Origin of the sequence: Stutzerimonas stutzeri (assembly GCF_051028275.1) — a bacterium.
Classification (GTDB): Bacteria; Pseudomonadota; Gammaproteobacteria; order Pseudomonadales; family Pseudomonadaceae; genus Stutzerimonas; species Stutzerimonas stutzeri_AS.
Map to the genome: position 1 here is coordinate 2327660 of NZ_CP069269.1, position 17651 is coordinate 2345310.

The window sequence follows — 17651 nt, forward strand, 5'->3', positions numbered from 1 at the left end:
CGCTCGTTGTCCGCACCACCCTGCAAGCACAAGTTACTGATAGGTAAGTCCTTTGATCTCCACTGCAAACATCACGATGCAGTTCGGCGCCAAGCCGCTGTTCGAAAACGTCTCCGTCAAATTCGGTAATGGCAATCGCTACGGCCTGATCGGGGCCAACGGCTGCGGCAAGTCGACCTTCATGAAAATCCTGGGTGGCGACCTGGAGCCAACGGCTGGTCAGGTGATGCTCGAGCCGAACGTGCGCCTGGGCAAGTTGCGTCAGGACCAGTTTGCCTATGAAAACTTCAACGTCATCGACACGGTGATAATGGGCCACGAGGAACTGTGGAAAGTCAAAGCCGAGCGCGAGCGTATCTACTCGCTGCCGGAAATGAGCGAAGAAGACGGCATGGCGGTGGCGGAGCTCGAAACCGACTTCGCCGAGATGGACGGCTACACCGCCGAGTCTCGCGCCGGTGAGTTGCTATTAGGCCTGGGCATCCCGCTTGAGCAGCATTTCGGCCCGATGAGTGAAGTCGCGCCTGGCTGGAAGCTGCGCGTACTGTTGGCTCAAGCCCTGTTTTCCGATCCGGAAGTGCTGCTGCTCGACGAGCCGACCAACCACCTGGACATTCACACCATCCGCTGGCTGGAAAACATACTCACGGCGCGTAACAGCACCATGATCATTATTTCCCACGACCGCCACTTCTTGAACAGCGTATGCACGCACATGGCGGACCTGGACTACGGCGAGCTGCGCCTGTTCCCAGGCAACTACGACGAGTACATGACCGCGGCGACCCAGTCCCGCGAGCAGCTGCTTGCCGACAACGCCAAGAAGAAAGCACAGATCGCCGAACTGCAGACCTTCGTTAGCCGCTTTTCCGCCAACGCCTCGAAGGCTAAGCAGGCTACGTCTCGTGCCAAGCAGATCGACAAAATTCAACTGGCTGAGGTCAAGCCCTCCAGCCGTGTCAGCCCGTTCATTCGCTTCGAACAGACCAAGAAGCTGCACCGCCAGGCAGTGACGGTAGAAAACGTCGCGAAGGGCTTCGATGGCAAAACGTTGTTCAAGAATTTCAGCTTTACCGTCGAGGCCGGCGAACGGGTAGCCATTATCGGCCCAAACGGCATCGGTAAAACAACGTTGCTGCGTACCCTGGTGGGTGAGATGCAGCCTGACGCCGGCTCGGTCAAGTGGACTGAAAGTGCGGAAATCGGTTACTACGCCCAGGATCATGCAGATGATTTCGAAGACGACGTCACGCTGTTTGACTGGATGGGCCAGTGGACTCAAAGTGGCGAGCAGGTTGTGCGCGGCACACTTGGCCGCATGCTGTTTTCCAACGACGAGATACTGAAATCCGTTCGCGTCATTTCCGGTGGTGAACAGGGCCGCATGCTGTTCGGCAAGCTGATCCTGAAGAAGCCTAATGTCCTGGTGATGGACGAGCCGACTAACCACCTGGACATGGAATCGATCGAGGCGCTGAACCTGGCACTGGAAAACTATCCAGGCACGCTGATCTTTGTCAGCCACGACCGAGAATTCGTCGGCTCGCTGGCGACCCGCATCATTGAACTCTCGGACTCGGGCGTTACGGACTTCAGCGGCACCTACGATGACTACCTGCGCAGCCTCGGCGTGATTTAACGTTCGTCGACACAAAAACGCCCCGCTAAATCGGGGCGTTTTTGTAGCTGCCGACGGAAGTGCACGGCGATAGTCGTTTAGATAGAACTCAAAAGGCCGCGCATGGACGCAATATGCGCGAAGACTCGTCCCTGCCCTTTTTGACCGTTGGCCAAGCCGGGTCCGGAACCCAGCCAGGCATCCTCCGCAGCCTATCCACTCCTACGCACCGATAGAATCCTTGTGCGTTCAGCCTGCTGCAGTACTCCAGTCGATCAGGCTGAACTGCCAGGTCGCAAGGATGATGATGCCGAAGATAATCCGGTACCAGGCAAATGCCGCATAGCTATGGTTGCCTATGAACTTCAACAGGGCTCTAACCGCCAGCATCGCAAAGATGAACGACGTGACGAAACCAATTGCGAACACAGGCAAATCGGTCGGCTGGAATAGATCTCGATACTTGTAACCCGAGTACACAGCTGCACCGACCATGGTCGGCATGGCCAAAAAGAATGAAAACTCGGTAGCGGCCTTACGGGACAGCCCGAACAATAGCCCACCGATGATGGTAGCGCCGGAACGCGAAGTGCCAGGAATCAGCGCCAGACATTGGGCGAACCCAACCTTCAAAGCATGAGTCCAGTGCATATCGTCGACCGTTTCGGCCTGCACTTCATGCTGCCGTTTTTCAGCCCAGAGCATCACGACGCCACCGATTACGAGCGCCGCTGCCACCGTGATCGGGTTGAATAGATACTCGTGAACGAGATCGGCGAAGGCGACGCCGAGCACTACCGCAGGGAAGAACGCGACCAGCAGATTTCCCGTGAACTGTTGTGCCTGTTTATCCTTCGGCAAACCGACCACCACGTCGAATATTTTGCGTCTGTATTCCCATACGACCGCCAGGATGGCACCTAGCTGAATAATGATGTTGAAGGCCAGCGCTCGCTCGCCGCCGAAACCGATCAGGTCGGCGACGATAATCTGGTGTCCCGTGCTGGATATCGGCAGGAATTCCGTAACGCCTTCCACCACCCCGAGAAGCAACGCCTGAAAGGCAATCCAAAGGTCCATCCATTCCCCAATGGCGGTGCAACTCACCGCATGAAATGTAACAAAAAGAATATGTCAGATCGCCATCTGAGCGCTGTTCTGACCCGTTTGTGACAAGTAAATTCACTGGACAGACAGCCGGGCCTCATCTTTTTTGTGCAACTGCCGAAACGCTATTCAAGAGCCGTCAGAGACAACCACTGCCCAGTCCTACTTTCGTGGCAGAGCGTGTCGCAGCGCTACACACCTTTCAAATAATAAAGACAAAAACATCAACTGGAGCTTACAAGTCTATGAATCTGCTAAGAAACCTTCCAATCAGCAAACGCCTCTGGCTGATTCCGCTTGTGGCTGTTGCGATGCTCTTTATGCTTGGCTTGCTGATGATCCAGCAGGTTCGTACCGACCTGTACAGGGGCAAACAGGTCATGACACAGAACATCGTCGAGACGGCGCGAGGTGTGCTGACCTACTACCACCAGCGCGAAGCCAGCGGCAGCATGACTAGTGCCGAGGCACAGAGAGCTGCCATGGACCAGATTCGCCTGATCCGCTACGGCCAGGATGACTATTTCTGGATCAATGATATGAAGCCGGTCATGGTCATGCACCCAATGAAGCCTGAGCTCGAAGGTCAGGATTTGTCTAAGGTGAAGGATCCGAACGGCAAAGCGCTATTCAACGAGATGGTCAAAGTCGCACAAGCCCAGGGCGCCGGCCTGGTTGATTATGAGTGGTCAAAGCCTGGCGAAAAAGAACCGGTGCCCAAGGTCTCTTATGTGGAGTTGTTCAAACCTTGGGGCTGGATCATCGGTTCAGGCATCTATGTCGACGATGTCGAGGCCGAATTCAACGACTATCTCGTGCACTTCTCGCTGATCGGTCTGGCAATCGCAGCGCTGATGGCGATACTGGTCGCCGTTCTTATTCGCAGCATTACGCAGCCACTACGTCGCTCCATGCAGGCCATGGCCAACATCGCCAGCGGGGAAGCCGACCTGACCCGTAACCTCGACGTTTCGGGTAACGATGAGCTAACCACGCTTAGCCGCGACTTTAATACATTCACACAAAAGCTCCGTACTGTGATCGCGCAACTGTTCGAGACCTCCGCATCGCTGGAAACATCAGCCGGGGCGTTAGGAGGCTTGGCCAGCCAAGCGCACGTGCAAAGTCAGCAACAGTCGCAGCAGATGGAGCTGGTCGCGACGGCCGTAAATGAAGTGACTTATGCAGTCCAGGAAGTTGCGAAAAACGCCGAACAGGCATCAAGCGAAGTGGGCGATGCAGAGAAACAGGCTGGCCAGGGCCAGCGGAACATCGAGAGCAGCTTGAAGCAGATCGACCAATTGTCGGGCACCATTAGTGAGGCAGTGGGTGTCATTCAGTCGCTCGCGGACGAGACAACCAAGATTGGTTCCGTTCTTGAAGTTATCGGTTCGATCGCAGATCAAACCAACCTCCTGGCACTGAACGCAGCGATCGAGGCAGCCCGCGCCGGCGAACAAGGCCGCGGTTTCGCCGTAGTGGCGGACGAGGTTCGGCTGCTGGCGCAACGCACGCAGAGCTCGACCGCCGAGATTCACACAATGATCGAACGCCTCCAGAAAAATTCGGGGGCAGCGGTCACAGTGATCATGGAAAGCAGCCGAGCATCTCAAGCCACCGTTGAACAGGCGAGCCAGGCGGGTGCGAGCCTTGAGCAAATTGCTCAGGCGCTACGCAACCTGTCAGGGTTGAACGCATCGATTGCCAGCGCAACTTTGCAGCAAACCCATGTTGTTGAGGACATCAACCAGAACGTGACACAGGCAGCTGGCCTGGCGCAGCAGAGCACTCAGGCTGCCGAACATACGAGCGCGGCGGGTGACAAGCTTGGCGAGCTTGCCGAACAATTGAACCGCCTGCTCAGGCAGTTCAAAGTCTAGCCACTCAACCTTTAGTCAATGTATACAGACGACCAGATTCCGAGACGAATCTGGTCGTTTCATTTTTTCTAAAGGGCCGCGGCTTTTCGCCACAGGCGAAAGGAACGAATGATGAGGCGAGCAAGCAAGGACACGAAGGGAGGCTCGCTACACGATTGAATTAGAAGGTATTTTTCAGTATCTAAAACTCTAGACAGCTTGCGTATTAATGCTAGACCTTTGGCTAATTGCAAAAAAAACCTGAAAATACGAAACGACCATGTGACTTATCAGTCCTCTGTGTACATCAATGGATATGAAAGGCCAACGCCGACAGCCTGGCGGCAGGCGCAAATCCGAATTTTGGTTATCACACAGAGAGACATGCCTGATGAACAGCCCGCTCCGTTTCAACGACGCCCTTCTAATCACTGACCGCGCTTTCAAGCCGTTCCAGTGCGTCGCCTGGACGTTGCTCGAAGGCAACGGCGAGCTCAGCATCACCGTTCTGGACGGCAGCAAATCACGCACCGTTGGCCACTGCAAACTGTCCAGCAACGTGTATTCCGACCCAGTCAAATTGGGCCAATCGCTGGAGCAGGCCCGTGCGGACCTGAGCCGTCAGGGTATGCAGCTCGCCCCTTGGCATATGCCCGTGTAAAGAAGGTTTGGCAAAAAGGCCCGGCTGCGCGAGCGCCGGGCCTTTTTTGTTGGACGCGTGTTCCTGCCTGGCTTGTCAGACGAACCCATTCGCCTCTTGGACGGTCCCAGCAATAAGCGAATAGAGAAGGAGCGACCCATGAAAGGTGCAGAAGCCTACGTCAACGACCAGTGGCAAAGTAGCGGGTTGGCAGACCTGCCCGAAGGCAGTGGTGAGCATAGCGTGACCTTGAAATTCATCATTCCCCGCGACACCCAAACCACCGCTCTGATCAGTCATGTCCGCGACGTGGCGCAGCAACGACTGAGCGAGTTCTATAAAGGTCGTCAGGTTACACACCGACCTGTCCAGGGCTCGGTCGTCGGTGACGGTAGCGGCGACGGGATAAATCTGACTTTTGATGTCGCACCCGGCGACTGATAACGGTTGACGTGGCGCAAGATGATGACCAGACCTACCAATGACGATGGAGCTGGGTCGTTGAACGCGTCTCGAAACGCCTTGCTGAGCTGATCTGCGGCGCGAACCCCCTTCCTTGGCGCCGGTCTCTTAATGAGACGGCCAGCTGCAATTGCCTAGCAGCGCCAGCCGTATCCCAACCCTCATCAGGAGCTCAATATGATTGGTGACTATTCCGCGATCAATGATCATCTAGAAAGCGCTCGTCAGCTGGCTGACAGTGCAGAAACCAAGGCGGACCCGGCTATCTACCGAGAAGCGATTGATGAGCTGGTAGCTGCCATACGGCTGCTTATGCGCAACAGCCAGGAGAGCGAAGACTGACCATCATCGGCCGACAAGCCATCCGGGCCTTTGAAAGAGAGCCGGCAGCTTCAACGTCGCGCTCCTCTTTCAACCCAGACGGTTCACTATCGAGCCGCTCTATTCGGGAACACGCATGCTGATCGATCAGAGCGGTGAAACGCCAATGGAATTGGCCGAGGGGACTCGCCCCGTGCCGGAGGATGAGCGTCCCGACATCGGCACGGCGATCTGTCCAGCACTACCGACCGATCTTCACTACGTCGACGACCGGGGCCCCGGCATCAGCCGCCGAAAACTCAGGGGGAAATTCGCTTATTTCCTGCCTACCGGTGAGCGCATTCGTGATCCGCTAGAAATTTCGCGAATCAACAAGCTGGCCATCCCTCCGGCCTACACCGATGTCTGGATCTGTCCTGACCCGCAGGGCCATCTGCAGGCCACAGGCCGTGACGCGCGCGGTCGCAAACAGTACCGATACCACGCCCGCTGGCGAGAGGTCCGTGACAGCAACAAATACGAACGCATCATGTCGTTCGGTGCAGCTCTGCCACAGATGCGCCAGCGCCTCGAGAAGCGTTTGGCCATGCGCGGAATGCCCCGAGAGAAAGTAATGGCGCTGGTGGTACAGCTACTTGAGTCGACACTGATCCGTGTTGGCAACCCCCGCTATGCCAAGGAAAACCGGTCCTACGGGCTCACCACGTTGCGAACACGTCATGTAGACGTACGCGGTACCGCTATCAACTTTCATTTTCGTGGCAAAAGCGGTGTGGAACATCGCGTGACGCTACGGGACCAACGGCTGGCGCGTATCGTCCGCCGTTGCATGGAGCTTCCAGGACAACATCTGTTTCAATACGTCGACGAGGATGGAGCCCGCCATCCGGTGAGTTCCAGCGACGTGAATCAATTCATCCATGAAATTGCCGGTGGAGACTTCACCGCCAAGGATTACCGCACCTGGGCAGGCAGTGCCTTGGCGTTGGAATACTTACGCAAACGTGACTGGCAACCAGCCACCGTAGCGCGTCGCAACATCGTCGAAGTTGTCAGGGATGTGTCTCGCCAGCTGGGCAACACACCGGCAGTATGTCGCCAGTGCTATATCCATCCCGACGTACTGGATGCATTCGAATCAGGTGAACTCGCAACGCTGGGCAGAGCCAGAAAACGTAAATGGATGAGCAGCGAGGAAGTCACTCTACTGAACTTCCTAAACGCCCGGACGGCTTCCAGCCAGATGCCCTAGCGGTACAGCGTTACTTGATTGCGTCCAGCGGATTTCGACGCATACAGAGCGTTATCCGCATGCTCTATCAGCTGCGCATAGCCGCTTGTGGGCCGACTGAGATCGGCGATACCCAGGCTGACGGTAAACCGAATGCTGCGCCCTTCATAGACGACTTCACTTGCCTCTATGGTCTGCCGTAGCCTTTCCGCGAAAGTCACGGCCCCTTCGCTGTCAGTGTCCGGCAACAGCACCACAAACTCCTCACCGCCATAACGCCCTGATATGTCTGCGTCGCGCGCGCATTGGCGAATCAACTCGGCAGTCTGTTGGATCACCGCATCCCCCGCCTGATGGCCAAAGCCATCGTTGATCTTCTTGAAGTGGTCAATATCAAACATGACCAGCGCCGCGTTGCGATCATAGCGAAGATGTCGGGCGTACTCCTGACGCAGCATTTCTTCCCAATGGCCGCGGTTGAACAACCCGGTAAGCCTGTCGGTGCTCGAGAGTCGCTGTAGCTCCTGATTGGCCGCCTGCAATTGACGACGGTTGGTCGCTACGTCCGTCACGTCATAGATGATCAGACAGATCTGTCCGATGCTACCGTCGAGGGCCTTCAGCGGCATCAATGTCGTGTTTTGGTACATGAAATCTTCCAGCCCGGTGATTGGCTGGTAGTTCTTGAAACGCAACAGGTATGGGCGCTGTTCCCAGATCGTGAACGAAGGCGTGCCCAGCGTCGCCACGCTCTCGACCTTACGTCGAAACCATTGCTCATCGACTTCTGGAAACAGCTCGAAGAAGGTCTTCTTGCGCGCCTCTTCCGGGAGGAGCCCTGAGCGATTCTCCATGAAGGTATTCCAGACATCGATACGGTACGCTCGATCAAGTACTACGACACCGACGTCAATACTCTGAACGATGGCCAGCAACCAGTGGTATTCACGTAGATCGTTCGAGTCGATCATGTTCAATCCATCAGCAGGTTGAGTTTGCGGGACAACAATTCGATTGAATCTTCGGTAAACAACAGAAGCAGGTCGAAATGAATGTCATGACCTTCAAGGCTGTAGCTTATTTCCACGGCCAGGGTGTTTTTCCAGCGCTTGCGATTGACTCGAATCAGTTCGTCGATGGAGGCATGCTGCCCAAGTACTTGCGGATGCCCCTGAGAGAAAACGATATCTATCTGATCGGCGATGCCACTTAGACACGCACTGATCAGCAAACTGGAGAGATCGAGCAGCATTTCCAATTCAAGGTAATCGTCGGTGCGCATTAGCCGCGCCATGTCGGCGATTTCCGAATCGTGGAAGATCAGCAGCGCCTCCCCGGCAATGCCGCCGCCAACGTAGCCTTGGCACACCGCTGACAATTTGTCGCCCTGAGCTGCATCGGCAAGCGCCATATGGAGTTCACCGACTTCCAGGATATTTACGTTAGGGATCGGTAGCTGCACGAATACCCCAAGCACACGTGCAAGCAATGCCGCGGCGCGCCCCATGGCGACGTTCACCACCTCTCGAAAGGCGTCGCGGAACGGGATCTGCCCGCCTTCTCTGCGACCAAGCGCGGGAACATCGTCTCCGATCATGCCGAGACTCGCCAAGGTCTGCTGCACATGCACGGGGTCCGCCGGCTTGCGTATGAACGCCAGCGCCCCCAGGTCCAGCACACGGCGCACTGCCTCTTCCTGAACGTCGGCTGAGATGACGATGACCCTGCATGCCAAGTGCTCATTACGAAGCGTGGCCAACACCTGATAGCCATCCATGTCAGGCATGGTCAGGTCAAGCAGCAATACGTCAACGCCGCCATCACGAATCTTGTTCAGCGCCTCGCGCCCACTCGCCGCCTGGGAGATATCCAACGGCCAGGCAGCCGGAAGCGCACGCAGCAATTGCTTGCGCGCCAGACTGGAATCATCACAAATCAATACGGAAACAGCAGACATTCAGCGCTCGCTTAGTTGGCCAGGCCTCAGGAACCGGGACAGCTTATATCAGCTAACGAGCGCCGTGGCAGCGATGCGAAACAATAATGGCATTTTGCCAGAACATGACCGGAACAACCGCCGTTTGGGCTGTTACAACTCAATAGTAGGCGTTATCTCTATTGGTGTGATCGGTCACGTCACGTACGCCTTTGAGTTCCGGAATTCGCTCCAATAAGGTTTTCTCGATACCTTCCTTGAGCGTGACGTCAGCTTGTCCGCAGCCTTGGCAACCGCCGCCGAACTGAAGGACTGCCACCCCTTCGTCCACCACGTCGATCAACGTCACCTGCCCGCCATGGCTGGCAAGGCCCGGATTGATCTCCGTCTGCAGGTAATAGTTGATACGTTCGTTCAGCGGGCTGTCTTCGTTGACCATCGGCACCTTGGCATTGGGTGCTTTGATCGTTAGCTGCCCGCCCATACGGTCAGTGGCATAGTCGACCAGCGCATCTTCGAGGAAGGGCTCGCTGACGGCATCAATCCAGGCGGTAAAGTTTTTCAGAGCGATGGCGATGTCGTCCGGCTTTTCTTCGCCGGGCTTGCAGTAGGCAATGCAGGTTTCCGCGTAGGGCGTGCCGGGCTGAGTAATGAAAACCCGGATGCCAATCCCCGTGGTGTTCTGCTTTTCAAGCAGATCGGCCAGATAGTCGTGTGCAGCTTCGGTAATGGTTATGGCGCTCATGGGAACTCCTCTCATACATGGTGGGCAGTGTACGCCAACCACCGCGCCGGATAAAGTCCTAGCATTTTAGTAGGAATTGAAACCGATTTGTTCGTCCATGAACGCTGTGCCTTGCCCCCTATAGGTGGTATCGAGCAGCTCGGGCAGTAAGGTCCAATAATCGTCCCGCCTACGCTACCCATCGGTTACGCCTGCATCATGAATCTGGCTCATGCAAATAGGTCCGATGATCAAAAAGCGTGCAGCTTTGTTATCATACGCGGTCCTCGCCTCTAGCTTCAGGTAGTCCCCATGCTCGACCGCAACGCCCGTCTCCAGGCACTCCAGCAGGCGCTCAAGGAGCGCATCCTGATACTCGACGGTGGCATGGGTACCATGATCCAGAGCTACAAGCTCGAAGAGTCCGATTATCGCGGAGAGCGCTTCGCTGACTGGCCGCAGGATCTCAAGGGCAACAACGACCTCTTGATCCTGACCCGTCCGGACGCCATCAGCGCCATCGAAAAAGCCTACTTCGATGCCGGTGCGGATATCGTCGAGACCAATACCTTCAATGCCACACGCGTGTCCCAGGCCGATTACGGCATGGAAGCGCTGGTCTACGAGCTGAACGTCGAAGGCGCCCGCCTCGCCCGCCTGGCGGCTGACGCCAAAACGGCCGAAACACCTGACCGCCCGCGCTTCGTCGCCGGTGTGCTCGGCCCGACCAGCCGCACTTGCTCGCTATCACCGGACGTGAACAATCCCGGCTACCGCAACGTCACCTTCGACGAGCTGGTGGAAAACTACACCGAAGCCACCCGCGGCCTGATCGAAGGTGGCTCGGACCTGATTCTGATCGAGACCATCTTCGATACGCTCAATGCCAAAGCCGCGATCTTCGCGGTACAGGAAGTATTCGAGGAAATCGGCTTCGAGCTGCCGATCATGATATCCGGCACCATTACCGACGCCTCCGGCCGCACCCTGTCGGGCCAGACTACTGAAGCCTTTTGGAACTCGGTTCGTCACGCCAAACCCATCTCGGTCGGCCTGAACTGTGCGCTGGGCGCCAAAGAGCTTCGCCCTTATCTGGAGGAGCTGTCGAACAAAGCGGAAACCCACGTTTCGGCGCATCCCAACGCCGGCCTACCGAATGCGTTCGGGGAATATGATGAAAGCCCGGCCGAGATGGCCCGAGTGGTCGAGGAGTTCGCTGCCAGCGGCTTCCTCAACATCGTCGGCGGCTGCTGCGGTACGACGCCTGCGCATATCGAGGCAATTGCAAAGGCCGTTGCGAAATACTCACCTCGGGTCATACCTGACATTCCAAAGGCCTGCCGCCTGTCCGGCCTCGAACCTTTCACCATCGACCGCAACTCGCTCTTCGTCAACGTGGGCGAGCGGACCAACATCACCGGCTCGGCGAAATTTGCCCGCCTGATCCGCGAAGAGAATTACACCGAGGCGCTGGAAGTCGCCCTGCAGCAGGTGGAAGCCGGCGCGCAGGTGATTGACATCAACATGGACGAGGGCATGCTGGATTCGAAGGCGGCCATGGTCACCTTCCTCAATCTGATCGCGGGTGAGCCGGACATCTCCCGTGTCCCGATCATGATCGACTCCTCTAAATGGGAAGTGATCGAAGCGGGCCTCAAGTGCATCCAGGGCAAGGGCATCGTCAACTCCATTTCCATGAAAGAAGGCGTCGACGCCTTTAAGCATCACGCCAGGCTGTGCAAACGCTACGGCGCTGCGGTGGTGGTCATGGCTTTCGACGAAGCCGGTCAGGCCGACACCGCCGACCGCAAGCGAGAAATTTGCCAACGCTCTTACGACATCCTCGTCGACGAAGTGGGCTTCCCACCAGAAGACATCATCTTCGATCCGAACATCTTTGCCGTCGCCACCGGCATCGAAGAGCACAACAATTATGCCGTGGACTTTATCGAAGCCTGCGCCTACATCCGTGACAACCTTCCCTATGCGCTGACCTCTGGCGGCGTATCGAACGTGTCGTTCTCCTTCCGCGGCAACAACCCCGTACGCGAAGCGATCCACTCAGTCTTCCTCTACTACGCCATTCAGAACGGCCTAACAATGGGCATCGTCAACGCCGGCCAGTTGGAGATCTACGATGAGATCCCCAAGAAGCTGCGAGACGCGGTCGAGGATGTGGTGCTCAACCGAACACCTAATGGCACCGAAGCGCTGCTGGCGATTGCCGACGAATTCAAGGGCGACGGCAGCGTCAAGGAAGCAGAAACCGAAGAATGGCGCGGCTATACCGTCGAAAAGAGGCTTGAGCACGCGCTAGTCAAAGGCATCACGACTCATATCGTTCAAGACACTGAGGAGTTCCGCCAACTCTGCGCGCGCCCTATCGAAGTCATCGAAGGACCGCTTATGGCCGGCATGAACGTCGTCGGCGACCTGTTTGGCTCCGGCAAGATGTTCCTCCCACAGGTGGTCAAGTCAGCCCGCGTGATGAAGCAGGCGGTTGCTCACCTGATTCCCTTCATCGAAGCCGAGAAAGGCGACAAGCCCGAAGCCAAGGGCAAGATTCTCATGGCCACTGTAAAAGGCGACGTCCACGACATCGGCAAGAACATCGTCGGCGTGGTGCTTGGCTGCAACGGTTACGACGTGGTGGACATGGGTGTCATGGTCCCAGCCGAGAAGATCCTGCAGACCGCCATTGCCGAGAAATGCGACATCATCGGCCTGTCCGGCCTGATTACGCCGTCGCTCGACGAGATGGTTCATGTCGCTCGCGAAATGCAGCGCCAGGACTTCCATCTGCCCTTGATGATCGGCGGCGCTACGACGTCCAAAGCGCATACAGCGGTGAAGATCGACCCGCATTACACGAACGATGCCGTGGTGTATGTCACCGATGCCTCGCGCGCCGTGGGCGTGGCCACAACCTTGCTATCGAAAGAGCTAAAGCCGCTCTTCGTCGAGAAAACCCGCGAAGAGTACGCCATGATTCGCGAGCGCACCGCCAACCGCAGCGCGCGCACCGAACGCCTGACCTACCCCGAAGCAGTGGCTGTGAAACCGAAGTTCGACTGGGTGGACTACTCGCCGGTCAAGCCAAGCTTTACCGGCCGCAAGGTGCTCGAAGACATCGATCTGCGCACGCTGGTCGACTACATCGACTGGACGCCCTTCTTCATTTCCTGGGATCTGGCCGGCAAGTATCCCCGCATCCTCGAAGACGAAATCGTTGGCGAAGCGGCTACGTCGCTGTTTAACGATGCTCAGGCGATGCTCACCAAGCTGGTCGATGAAAAACTCATCAGGGCCCGCGCAGTCTTCGGCTTCTGGCCAGCCAATCAGGTCGAGGACGACGACATTCAGGTCTACGGCGAGGATGGCCAAGCCTTGGCGACGCTGCATCATTTGCGTCAGCAAACGGTGAAGACGGACGGCAAGCCAAACTTCTCTCTGGCCGATTTCGTCGCCCCAAAGGACAGCGGTGTAACTGACTACGTGGGCGGCTTCATTACCACTGCAGGTATCGGCGCTGAGGAAGTGGCCAAGGCCTACCAGGATGCCGGCGACGACTACAACTCGATCATGGTCAAAGCGCTCGCCGATCGCCTCGCCGAGGCCTGTGCCGAGTGGCTGCACCAGCAGGTCCGCAAGCAATGGTGGGGCTACGCCCCTGAAGAGCAGCTAAGCAACGAAGAGCTGATCAAGGAGCAGTACAAAGGCATTCGCCCTGCTCCGGGCTACCCGGCCTGCCCGGACCACACAGAAAAAGCCACCTTGTTCCAACTGCTCGATGCCGACGGCGTCAGCCAGGTCACGCTGACCGAGCATTACGCCATGTTCCCGACCGCGGCAGTCAGTGGATGGTATTTCGCCCACCCTCAGGCGCAATATTTCGCAGTAGGCAAGATCGACAAGGACCAGGCCGAGCGCTATAGCGCTCGCAAAGGTCAGGATATTGCCGTCACCGAGCGCTGGCTGATGCCGAACCTGGGTTACGACAGCTGACGCAACGATGGCCGCCTTATCTCCATGGGCGGCCTCGAAATTGAGTTCAGTCAACCAACATACGAAGGCTGCAATGTCTACCGAACCCCGCTATCTGCTCGATGAACTTGAGTCCGCCGACATGCTCGAGGTCGACGGCCTGCACGCCTGGCAATTCACCCTTAACGATGAGCTGCTCGACCGTGCTGACGCAGCCGCAACGGCAGACGAGCCCTTTGCCAGTGACGAGATCGTTGTCCGCATCGAGTCGATCGACGGCCGTGAGCGTCGTAACTGGTCGTTCAGCTACAACAGCGTGATGGAAGCGATTTACTGCGAGCAGGAGCAGTGCTGGACCCTTGGCAGCCCACCGCAAACCCGCCTTCGTTGTCTCGGTGCGGTGAGCGCAAGCACTGACGACCAGTGAAGCGCGTCCGAACTCACTCAGAGCGTGAGCATGTAGCTGGCCGTTCTGTTCAAAGACTGGGTCTCGGTTACTGCACTAACAGGAGACAGTCGTACCGCGCCTTAGCAGCAGCCCGATAGCGAGCATCACCAACAGACAGCCCGGCAACCAATGCCAGCCTAATCGTTGCGGCTGCTCAATGAATAACAACACCATCGATACAAAGGGCACCAGGTAGCTGTACGCCGTCACGGCACCTGGCGTCAGTGCCGCCGTTGCGCGCTGCTGCAGAAAAAACGTCATGCCGCTGGAAAAGACGCCAAGGTAGGCCACGAGCACGACGTCTTCAGTAGTCATATAGGCAAGCGCGCCGGGCCGCTCCCAGATCAGACCCAGGGCGCCGATCAACAACGCCCCTATCAATAAGCTCCAGAAGGTCCGCAGCGCGGCCTGAGGTGCAAGCCAGCCGCGGTGCAAACCCCATTTGCTTAATACCGGGTATAGGGCAGACGCCACGCAGCCGAAGAAAAACGCCAGCTCGCCGAACCCCAGCTGCAAGCCTGAAAAGTCACCGCCGTTTTCTGCCCATGCCAGGCCCAATGCACCGCAAGCGCCCAACGCCAGGATAGCCAGCAGCCGCCCCGCTGGTTGCTCAACGCCGAGCCCGCGCCCGATGCAATAGGCAAGCAAAGGCACGCTGACAAATAACGTAGCCATCGAGAGCGCACTGATTCGGTGAGCCGCCCAGAACATGGTGCCGAAGAACCCAGCCAAGCTCAGCCCCATTAGGGCGTAGAGCAGCAGCCCTCGCAGACTCGGCCACCGCTGGGCCTGCCGCCATAACAGCGGGACAAGCGCCAAGGCGGCGATCATGAAGCGAATCGCCGTCAGCAGCAGCGGCGGCAAGCCTTCGGTCATCAGCCCCACCGCTGGAAAGGACAGACCTACGAAAAGCGCCCAGAGCAGCATCCCCAGATGCGCGAGCGTCACCCTCCGCCTTGTGTCATTCATCGGAACTCTCCTCCAATGCCAACAACAGTGTGCGCAGCCCGCCGGCCAATGCCTGCTTCTGATGTGCATCGAGCGGTGCCTGCATCTTGTGCAGAGTGGCGAGATATTCATCAAGGCAGCCGAGCAGAACTCTCTGCCCTTCATCGCTCAGACGAATCAACAGGCTGCGCCGGTCGTCGGGATTGGGCACACGCTGTATCCACCCGACCGCTTCCAGCCGGTCGAGCCGATTGGTCATCGCACCCGAGCTGAGTACGGCAGCGTGGCGCAGCGCATTTGGCGTAAGCCCCTGGGGTTGTCCGCTGCGGTACAGCGTTGCGAGCAGATCGAATTCGCCTTCATGCAGCCCGTGCCGACGAAACACCCTGGCGACGTTGAGGTTGAGGTATTTGGAAAGCCGATACAGACGGGTAAAGATCGCCATAGGCGAAACGTCGGTTGCGGGCTGAACGCCATGCCACTGCGCAAGCACGTGATCCACATGGTCGTTTGGCTGCGGCCGCGACATCGATAACTCCAACAAAAGAATCTTTATATGAAGTTATCTTGATCGATTTGAGATTGAAGGGTTCAGAGGCGCTGACGAGTGTCCGACCGATGGGAAAGGCGCGATTGCACGAATCCGGAGCTTGTTCCTGAAACAAGCGGATCAACGGAGCTCAGAGGGCGAATTACGAACGATCTTGATCGAGTGGGTCAGCGTCGGTTTGCGCGTGACGCTGATGGCCCTGCGTGTCACCGTATCGATGGTGATGTTCCAGAAGCCTGTATTGGGGACTTTGATTCGAGCCGGAAATTTGTCGAACGCACCGCCGTGGTAGGTATGCCGGCCGCCATTCTTGAAACTACGGAAATTCTTATCGTTCATCAGGCGGATGTTGCATGGCTGCGAACATTCGATGATCACGAAATCATCTTCATTAAGGTGTTCGCGCTGGTGGATGAACTTCATGTACCGCTCCAAGGGCCGGTGTAGGCAAATACAAAGATTACCATGAGCGCCGAGATGGCTGGACGCCTGTGACAGTCACAGGCGCCGAGATGGCTGGACGCCTGTGACAGTCACATCTGACGGGAACCGGGCGACCGTCATCGAAAACGGGCTCCCGCTGCGGTTATTTGACACAATGCGCGCCGCAGCCGTCCCAAGCGCCACCCCAGTTTGAAACAAGGAAATCTGACAATGTCTGCGGCGACCAAGCCCTTCGATGCCGCCTCCCCGGTCGCGCGCCGGGCGACACGTGTCGGCTTTTTCATGGCCGGGTTCGGTCTGTCGATCTGGGCTCCCCTGGTGCCGTATGTACGTGAGCGTATCGAGATGAGCGACGCGCTGTTCGGCACGCTATTGCTCTGCATCGGTATCGGTTCGCTGACCTGGATGCCACTTTCCGGCCTGCTGGTGACACGACGCGGGATCCGTCCCGTTGTGATCTGCAGTGTCGTCCTGCTGTTGTTTGCCCTGTTGGGCATAGCCTTCACCCAATCAATTGCGGTGCTGGCCCTCGCGCTTTTCTGTTTCGGCGGCAGCCTGGGTGTGATTGACGTGGTGCTCAACATTCAGGGTGTGGTAATCGAGCGTGATACTGGCAAGCGTCACATGTCGAACTTCCACGGCATGTTCAGCTTGGGTTCGATCAGCGGCGCGCTGGCTCTCACTGCAGCACTGACCCTGGGCCTGGCACCGGGTACAGGCACGTTGCTCATGATCGCCGTGATCGCGCTTGCCAACTTCGCCGTTGCGCCCGGCTATCTCCGGGACAAAGCACCAGCCGGCGGGGTCGCGTTCATCCGTCCAACAGGCGCGGTGCTGTTGGTCGGCGCCATGACGTTCATCGTCTATCTGGCCGAGGGTGCAGTGCTGGACTGGAGCGCCCTTTACCTGACGGAGCAAAAGGCGCTTGAAACCGCCAAAGGCGGCCTTGGCTATGCCAGTTTCGCCTTGATGGTGACAGTTGGACGTTTCGCCGGGGCGCCAGTGGTCAACAGCTTGGGTACAGCACGAGTGATCGGCCTGGGCGGGCTGCTCGCCGCATTCGGTATCGGCCTGACCATTCTGACCGAGCACTGGGGGTTGGCTCTGCTCGGTTACGGACTATGCGGGCTTGGCTGTGCCAACGTGTCACCGGTATTGATTTCGTCGCTGAGCCGACAGGAGGTCATGCCCGTACACCAGGCCATTACCGCCGCGACCACGATTGGCTTTGCAGGTGTACTCGCAGGCCCCGCATTGATCGGGGTGATTGCGCACTATGCATCGCTGACGCTGGCGTTCGCCCTTCTCGCGGCGCTCTTGATCGTGCTGGCGCTGGGCAGCCATCGGTTCAAGGATTAGCCGTCCGGCAGAACGGCCGA

16 protein-coding genes are annotated in these 17651 nt (G+C 57.5%); 9 read left to right on the plus strand and 7 right to left on the minus strand.

Features of this window, described 5'->3' with window-relative positions:
* Nucleotides 1–52 precede the first annotated feature (52 nt).
* Entirely contained in the window at nt 53–1639 is a 1587-nt protein-coding gene (locus tag JQR87_RS10640; RefSeq protein WP_407297364.1) for an ABC-F family ATPase, read from the plus strand.
* 228 nt (nt 1640–1867) lie between these two features.
* On the opposite strand, the gene JQR87_RS10645 is transcribed toward JQR87_RS10640, so the two are convergent.
* Complete coding sequence (locus JQR87_RS10645) at nt 1868–2698, minus strand: undecaprenyl-diphosphate phosphatase (protein WP_407297362.1); 831 nt, start codon at nt 2696–2698, stop codon at nt 1868–1870.
* Nucleotides 2699–2970: 272 nt separating this feature from the next.
* Between JQR87_RS10645 and JQR87_RS10650 the strand changes: the two genes are divergently transcribed.
* The 5 genes from JQR87_RS10650 (at nt 2971) to JQR87_RS10670 (ending at nt 7259) form a co-directional block, all read left to right on the plus strand.
* Nucleotides 2971–4605 (plus strand): methyl-accepting chemotaxis protein, encoded by a 1635-nt coding sequence (locus JQR87_RS10650; protein WP_407297360.1) that lies wholly within the window; start codon nt 2971–2973, stop codon nt 4603–4605.
* A 370-nt stretch (nt 4606–4975) separates the two neighbouring features.
* Nucleotides 4976–5245, plus strand: a complete 270-nt coding sequence (locus tag JQR87_RS10655) for a hypothetical protein (RefSeq protein ID WP_407297358.1) — start codon at nt 4976–4978, stop codon at nt 5243–5245.
* A 138-nt stretch (nt 5246–5383) separates the two neighbouring features.
* On the plus strand, nt 5384–5665 hold the full coding sequence (locus JQR87_RS10660) for a hypothetical protein (RefSeq protein ID WP_407297356.1): 282 nt from the start codon (nt 5384–5386) through the stop codon (nt 5663–5665).
* A 198-nt stretch (nt 5666–5863) separates the two neighbouring features.
* Nucleotides 5864–6028 (plus strand): hypothetical protein, encoded by a 165-nt coding sequence (locus JQR87_RS10665; protein WP_407297354.1) that lies wholly within the window; start codon nt 5864–5866, stop codon nt 6026–6028.
* Nucleotides 6029–6143: 115 nt separating this feature from the next.
* A complete protein-coding gene (locus JQR87_RS10670; RefSeq protein ID WP_407297352.1) occupies nt 6144–7259 on the plus strand; it encodes a DNA topoisomerase IB in 1116 nt (371 codons plus the stop codon).
* Here the strand turns inward: JQR87_RS10670 and JQR87_RS10675 are convergent.
* From JQR87_RS10675 to nfuA, 3 genes are all read right to left on the minus strand, one after another.
* A complete protein-coding gene (locus JQR87_RS10675) occupies nt 7256–8209 on the minus strand; it encodes a sensor domain-containing diguanylate cyclase (protein ID WP_407297350.1) in 954 nt (317 codons plus the stop codon). The two genes, JQR87_RS10670 and JQR87_RS10675, sit on opposite strands and share 4 nt — an antisense overlap.
* 2 nt (nt 8210–8211) lie before the next feature.
* Nucleotides 8212–9195, minus strand: a complete 984-nt coding sequence (locus JQR87_RS10680; RefSeq protein ID WP_407297348.1) for a response regulator — start codon at nt 9193–9195, stop codon at nt 8212–8214.
* 139 nt (nt 9196–9334) lie between these two features.
* A complete protein-coding gene (nfuA, locus tag JQR87_RS10685) occupies nt 9335–9919 on the minus strand; it encodes a Fe-S biogenesis protein NfuA (RefSeq protein ID WP_407297346.1) in 585 nt (194 codons plus the stop codon).
* A gap of 291 nt (nt 9920–10210) precedes the next feature.
* Here nfuA and metH point away from each other — a divergent pair, with 291 nt between their 5' ends.
* Nucleotides 10211–13903, plus strand: coding sequence for a methionine synthase (metH, locus tag JQR87_RS10690; RefSeq protein ID WP_407297344.1), 3693 nt, complete (start codon nt 10211–10213; stop codon nt 13901–13903).
* A 73-nt stretch (nt 13904–13976) separates the two neighbouring features.
* The gene (locus tag JQR87_RS10695; RefSeq protein ID WP_407297342.1) at nt 13977–14309 is read left to right on the plus strand and encodes a DUF5629 family protein; all 333 of its coding nucleotides are present in this window, start codon (nt 13977–13979) and stop codon (nt 14307–14309) included.
* A gap of 75 nt (nt 14310–14384) precedes the next feature.
* Here JQR87_RS10695 and JQR87_RS10700 read toward each other — a convergent pair whose 3' ends face one another.
* From JQR87_RS10700 to JQR87_RS10710, 3 genes are all read right to left on the minus strand, one after another.
* Nucleotides 14385–15299: a DMT family transporter gene (locus tag JQR87_RS10700; protein WP_407297340.1), complete on the minus strand. Its 915-nt coding sequence runs from the start codon at nt 15297–15299 to the stop codon at nt 14385–14387.
* The gene (locus JQR87_RS10705; RefSeq protein WP_407297338.1) at nt 15292–15807 is read right to left on the minus strand and encodes a MarR family winged helix-turn-helix transcriptional regulator; all 516 of its coding nucleotides are present in this window, start codon (nt 15805–15807) and stop codon (nt 15292–15294) included. The genes JQR87_RS10700 and JQR87_RS10705 overlap by 8 nt, the downstream gene beginning before the upstream one ends.
* Nucleotides 15808–15948: 141 nt before the next feature.
* On the minus strand, nt 15949–16251 hold the full coding sequence (locus tag JQR87_RS10710) for a DUF1883 domain-containing protein (RefSeq protein ID WP_407297336.1): 303 nt from the start codon (nt 16249–16251) through the stop codon (nt 15949–15951).
* Between the two features lie 231 nt (nt 16252–16482).
* Here JQR87_RS10710 and JQR87_RS10715 point away from each other — a divergent pair, with 231 nt between their 5' ends.
* Complete coding sequence (locus JQR87_RS10715; protein ID WP_407297334.1) at nt 16483–17631, plus strand: MFS transporter; 1149 nt, start codon at nt 16483–16485, stop codon at nt 17629–17631.
* Nucleotides 17632–17651: the final 20 nt, after the last annotated feature.

Excerpts from the sequence above, each read along its gene's own strand:
- JQR87_RS10655 (WP_407297358.1), top strand. The coding sequence starts at position 4,976 with ATGAACAGCCCGCTCCGTTTCAACGACGCCCTTCTAATCACTGACCGC.
- JQR87_RS10670 (WP_407297352.1), top strand. The coding sequence starts at position 6,144 with ATGCTGATCGATCAGAGCGGTGAAACGCCAATGGAATTGGCCGAGGGG.
- JQR87_RS10675 (WP_407297350.1), bottom strand. The coding sequence starts at position 8,209 with ATGATCGACTCGAACGATCTACGTGAATACCACTGGTTGCTGGCCATC.
- JQR87_RS10705 (WP_407297338.1), bottom strand. The coding sequence starts at position 15,807 with ATGTCGCGGCCGCAGCCAAACGACCATGTGGATCACGTGCTTGCGCAG.
- JQR87_RS10715 (WP_407297334.1), top strand. The coding sequence starts at position 16,483 with ATGTCTGCGGCGACCAAGCCCTTCGATGCCGCCTCCCCGGTCGCGCGC.
- metH (WP_407297344.1), top strand. The coding sequence starts at position 10,211 with ATGCTCGACCGCAACGCCCGTCTCCAGGCACTCCAGCAGGCGCTCAAG.
- JQR87_RS10680 (WP_407297348.1), bottom strand. The coding sequence starts at position 9,195 with ATGTCTGCTGTTTCCGTATTGATTTGTGATGATTCCAGTCTGGCGCGC.
- JQR87_RS10645 (WP_407297362.1), bottom strand. The coding sequence starts at position 2,698 with ATGGACCTTTGGATTGCCTTTCAGGCGTTGCTTCTCGGGGTGGTGGAA.
- JQR87_RS10650 (WP_407297360.1), top strand. The coding sequence starts at position 2,971 with ATGAATCTGCTAAGAAACCTTCCAATCAGCAAACGCCTCTGGCTGATT.
- JQR87_RS10710 (WP_407297336.1), bottom strand. The coding sequence starts at position 16,251 with ATGAAGTTCATCCACCAGCGCGAACACCTTAATGAAGATGATTTCGTG.
- JQR87_RS10700 (WP_407297340.1), bottom strand. The coding sequence starts at position 15,299 with ATGAATGACACAAGGCGGAGGGTGACGCTCGCGCATCTGGGGATGCTG.
- nfuA (WP_407297346.1), bottom strand. The coding sequence starts at position 9,919 with ATGAGCGCCATAACCATTACCGAAGCTGCACACGACTATCTGGCCGAT.
- JQR87_RS10665 (WP_407297354.1), top strand. The coding sequence starts at position 5,864 with ATGATTGGTGACTATTCCGCGATCAATGATCATCTAGAAAGCGCTCGT.
- JQR87_RS10695 (WP_407297342.1), top strand. The coding sequence starts at position 13,977 with ATGTCTACCGAACCCCGCTATCTGCTCGATGAACTTGAGTCCGCCGAC.
- JQR87_RS10660 (WP_407297356.1), top strand. The coding sequence starts at position 5,384 with ATGAAAGGTGCAGAAGCCTACGTCAACGACCAGTGGCAAAGTAGCGGG.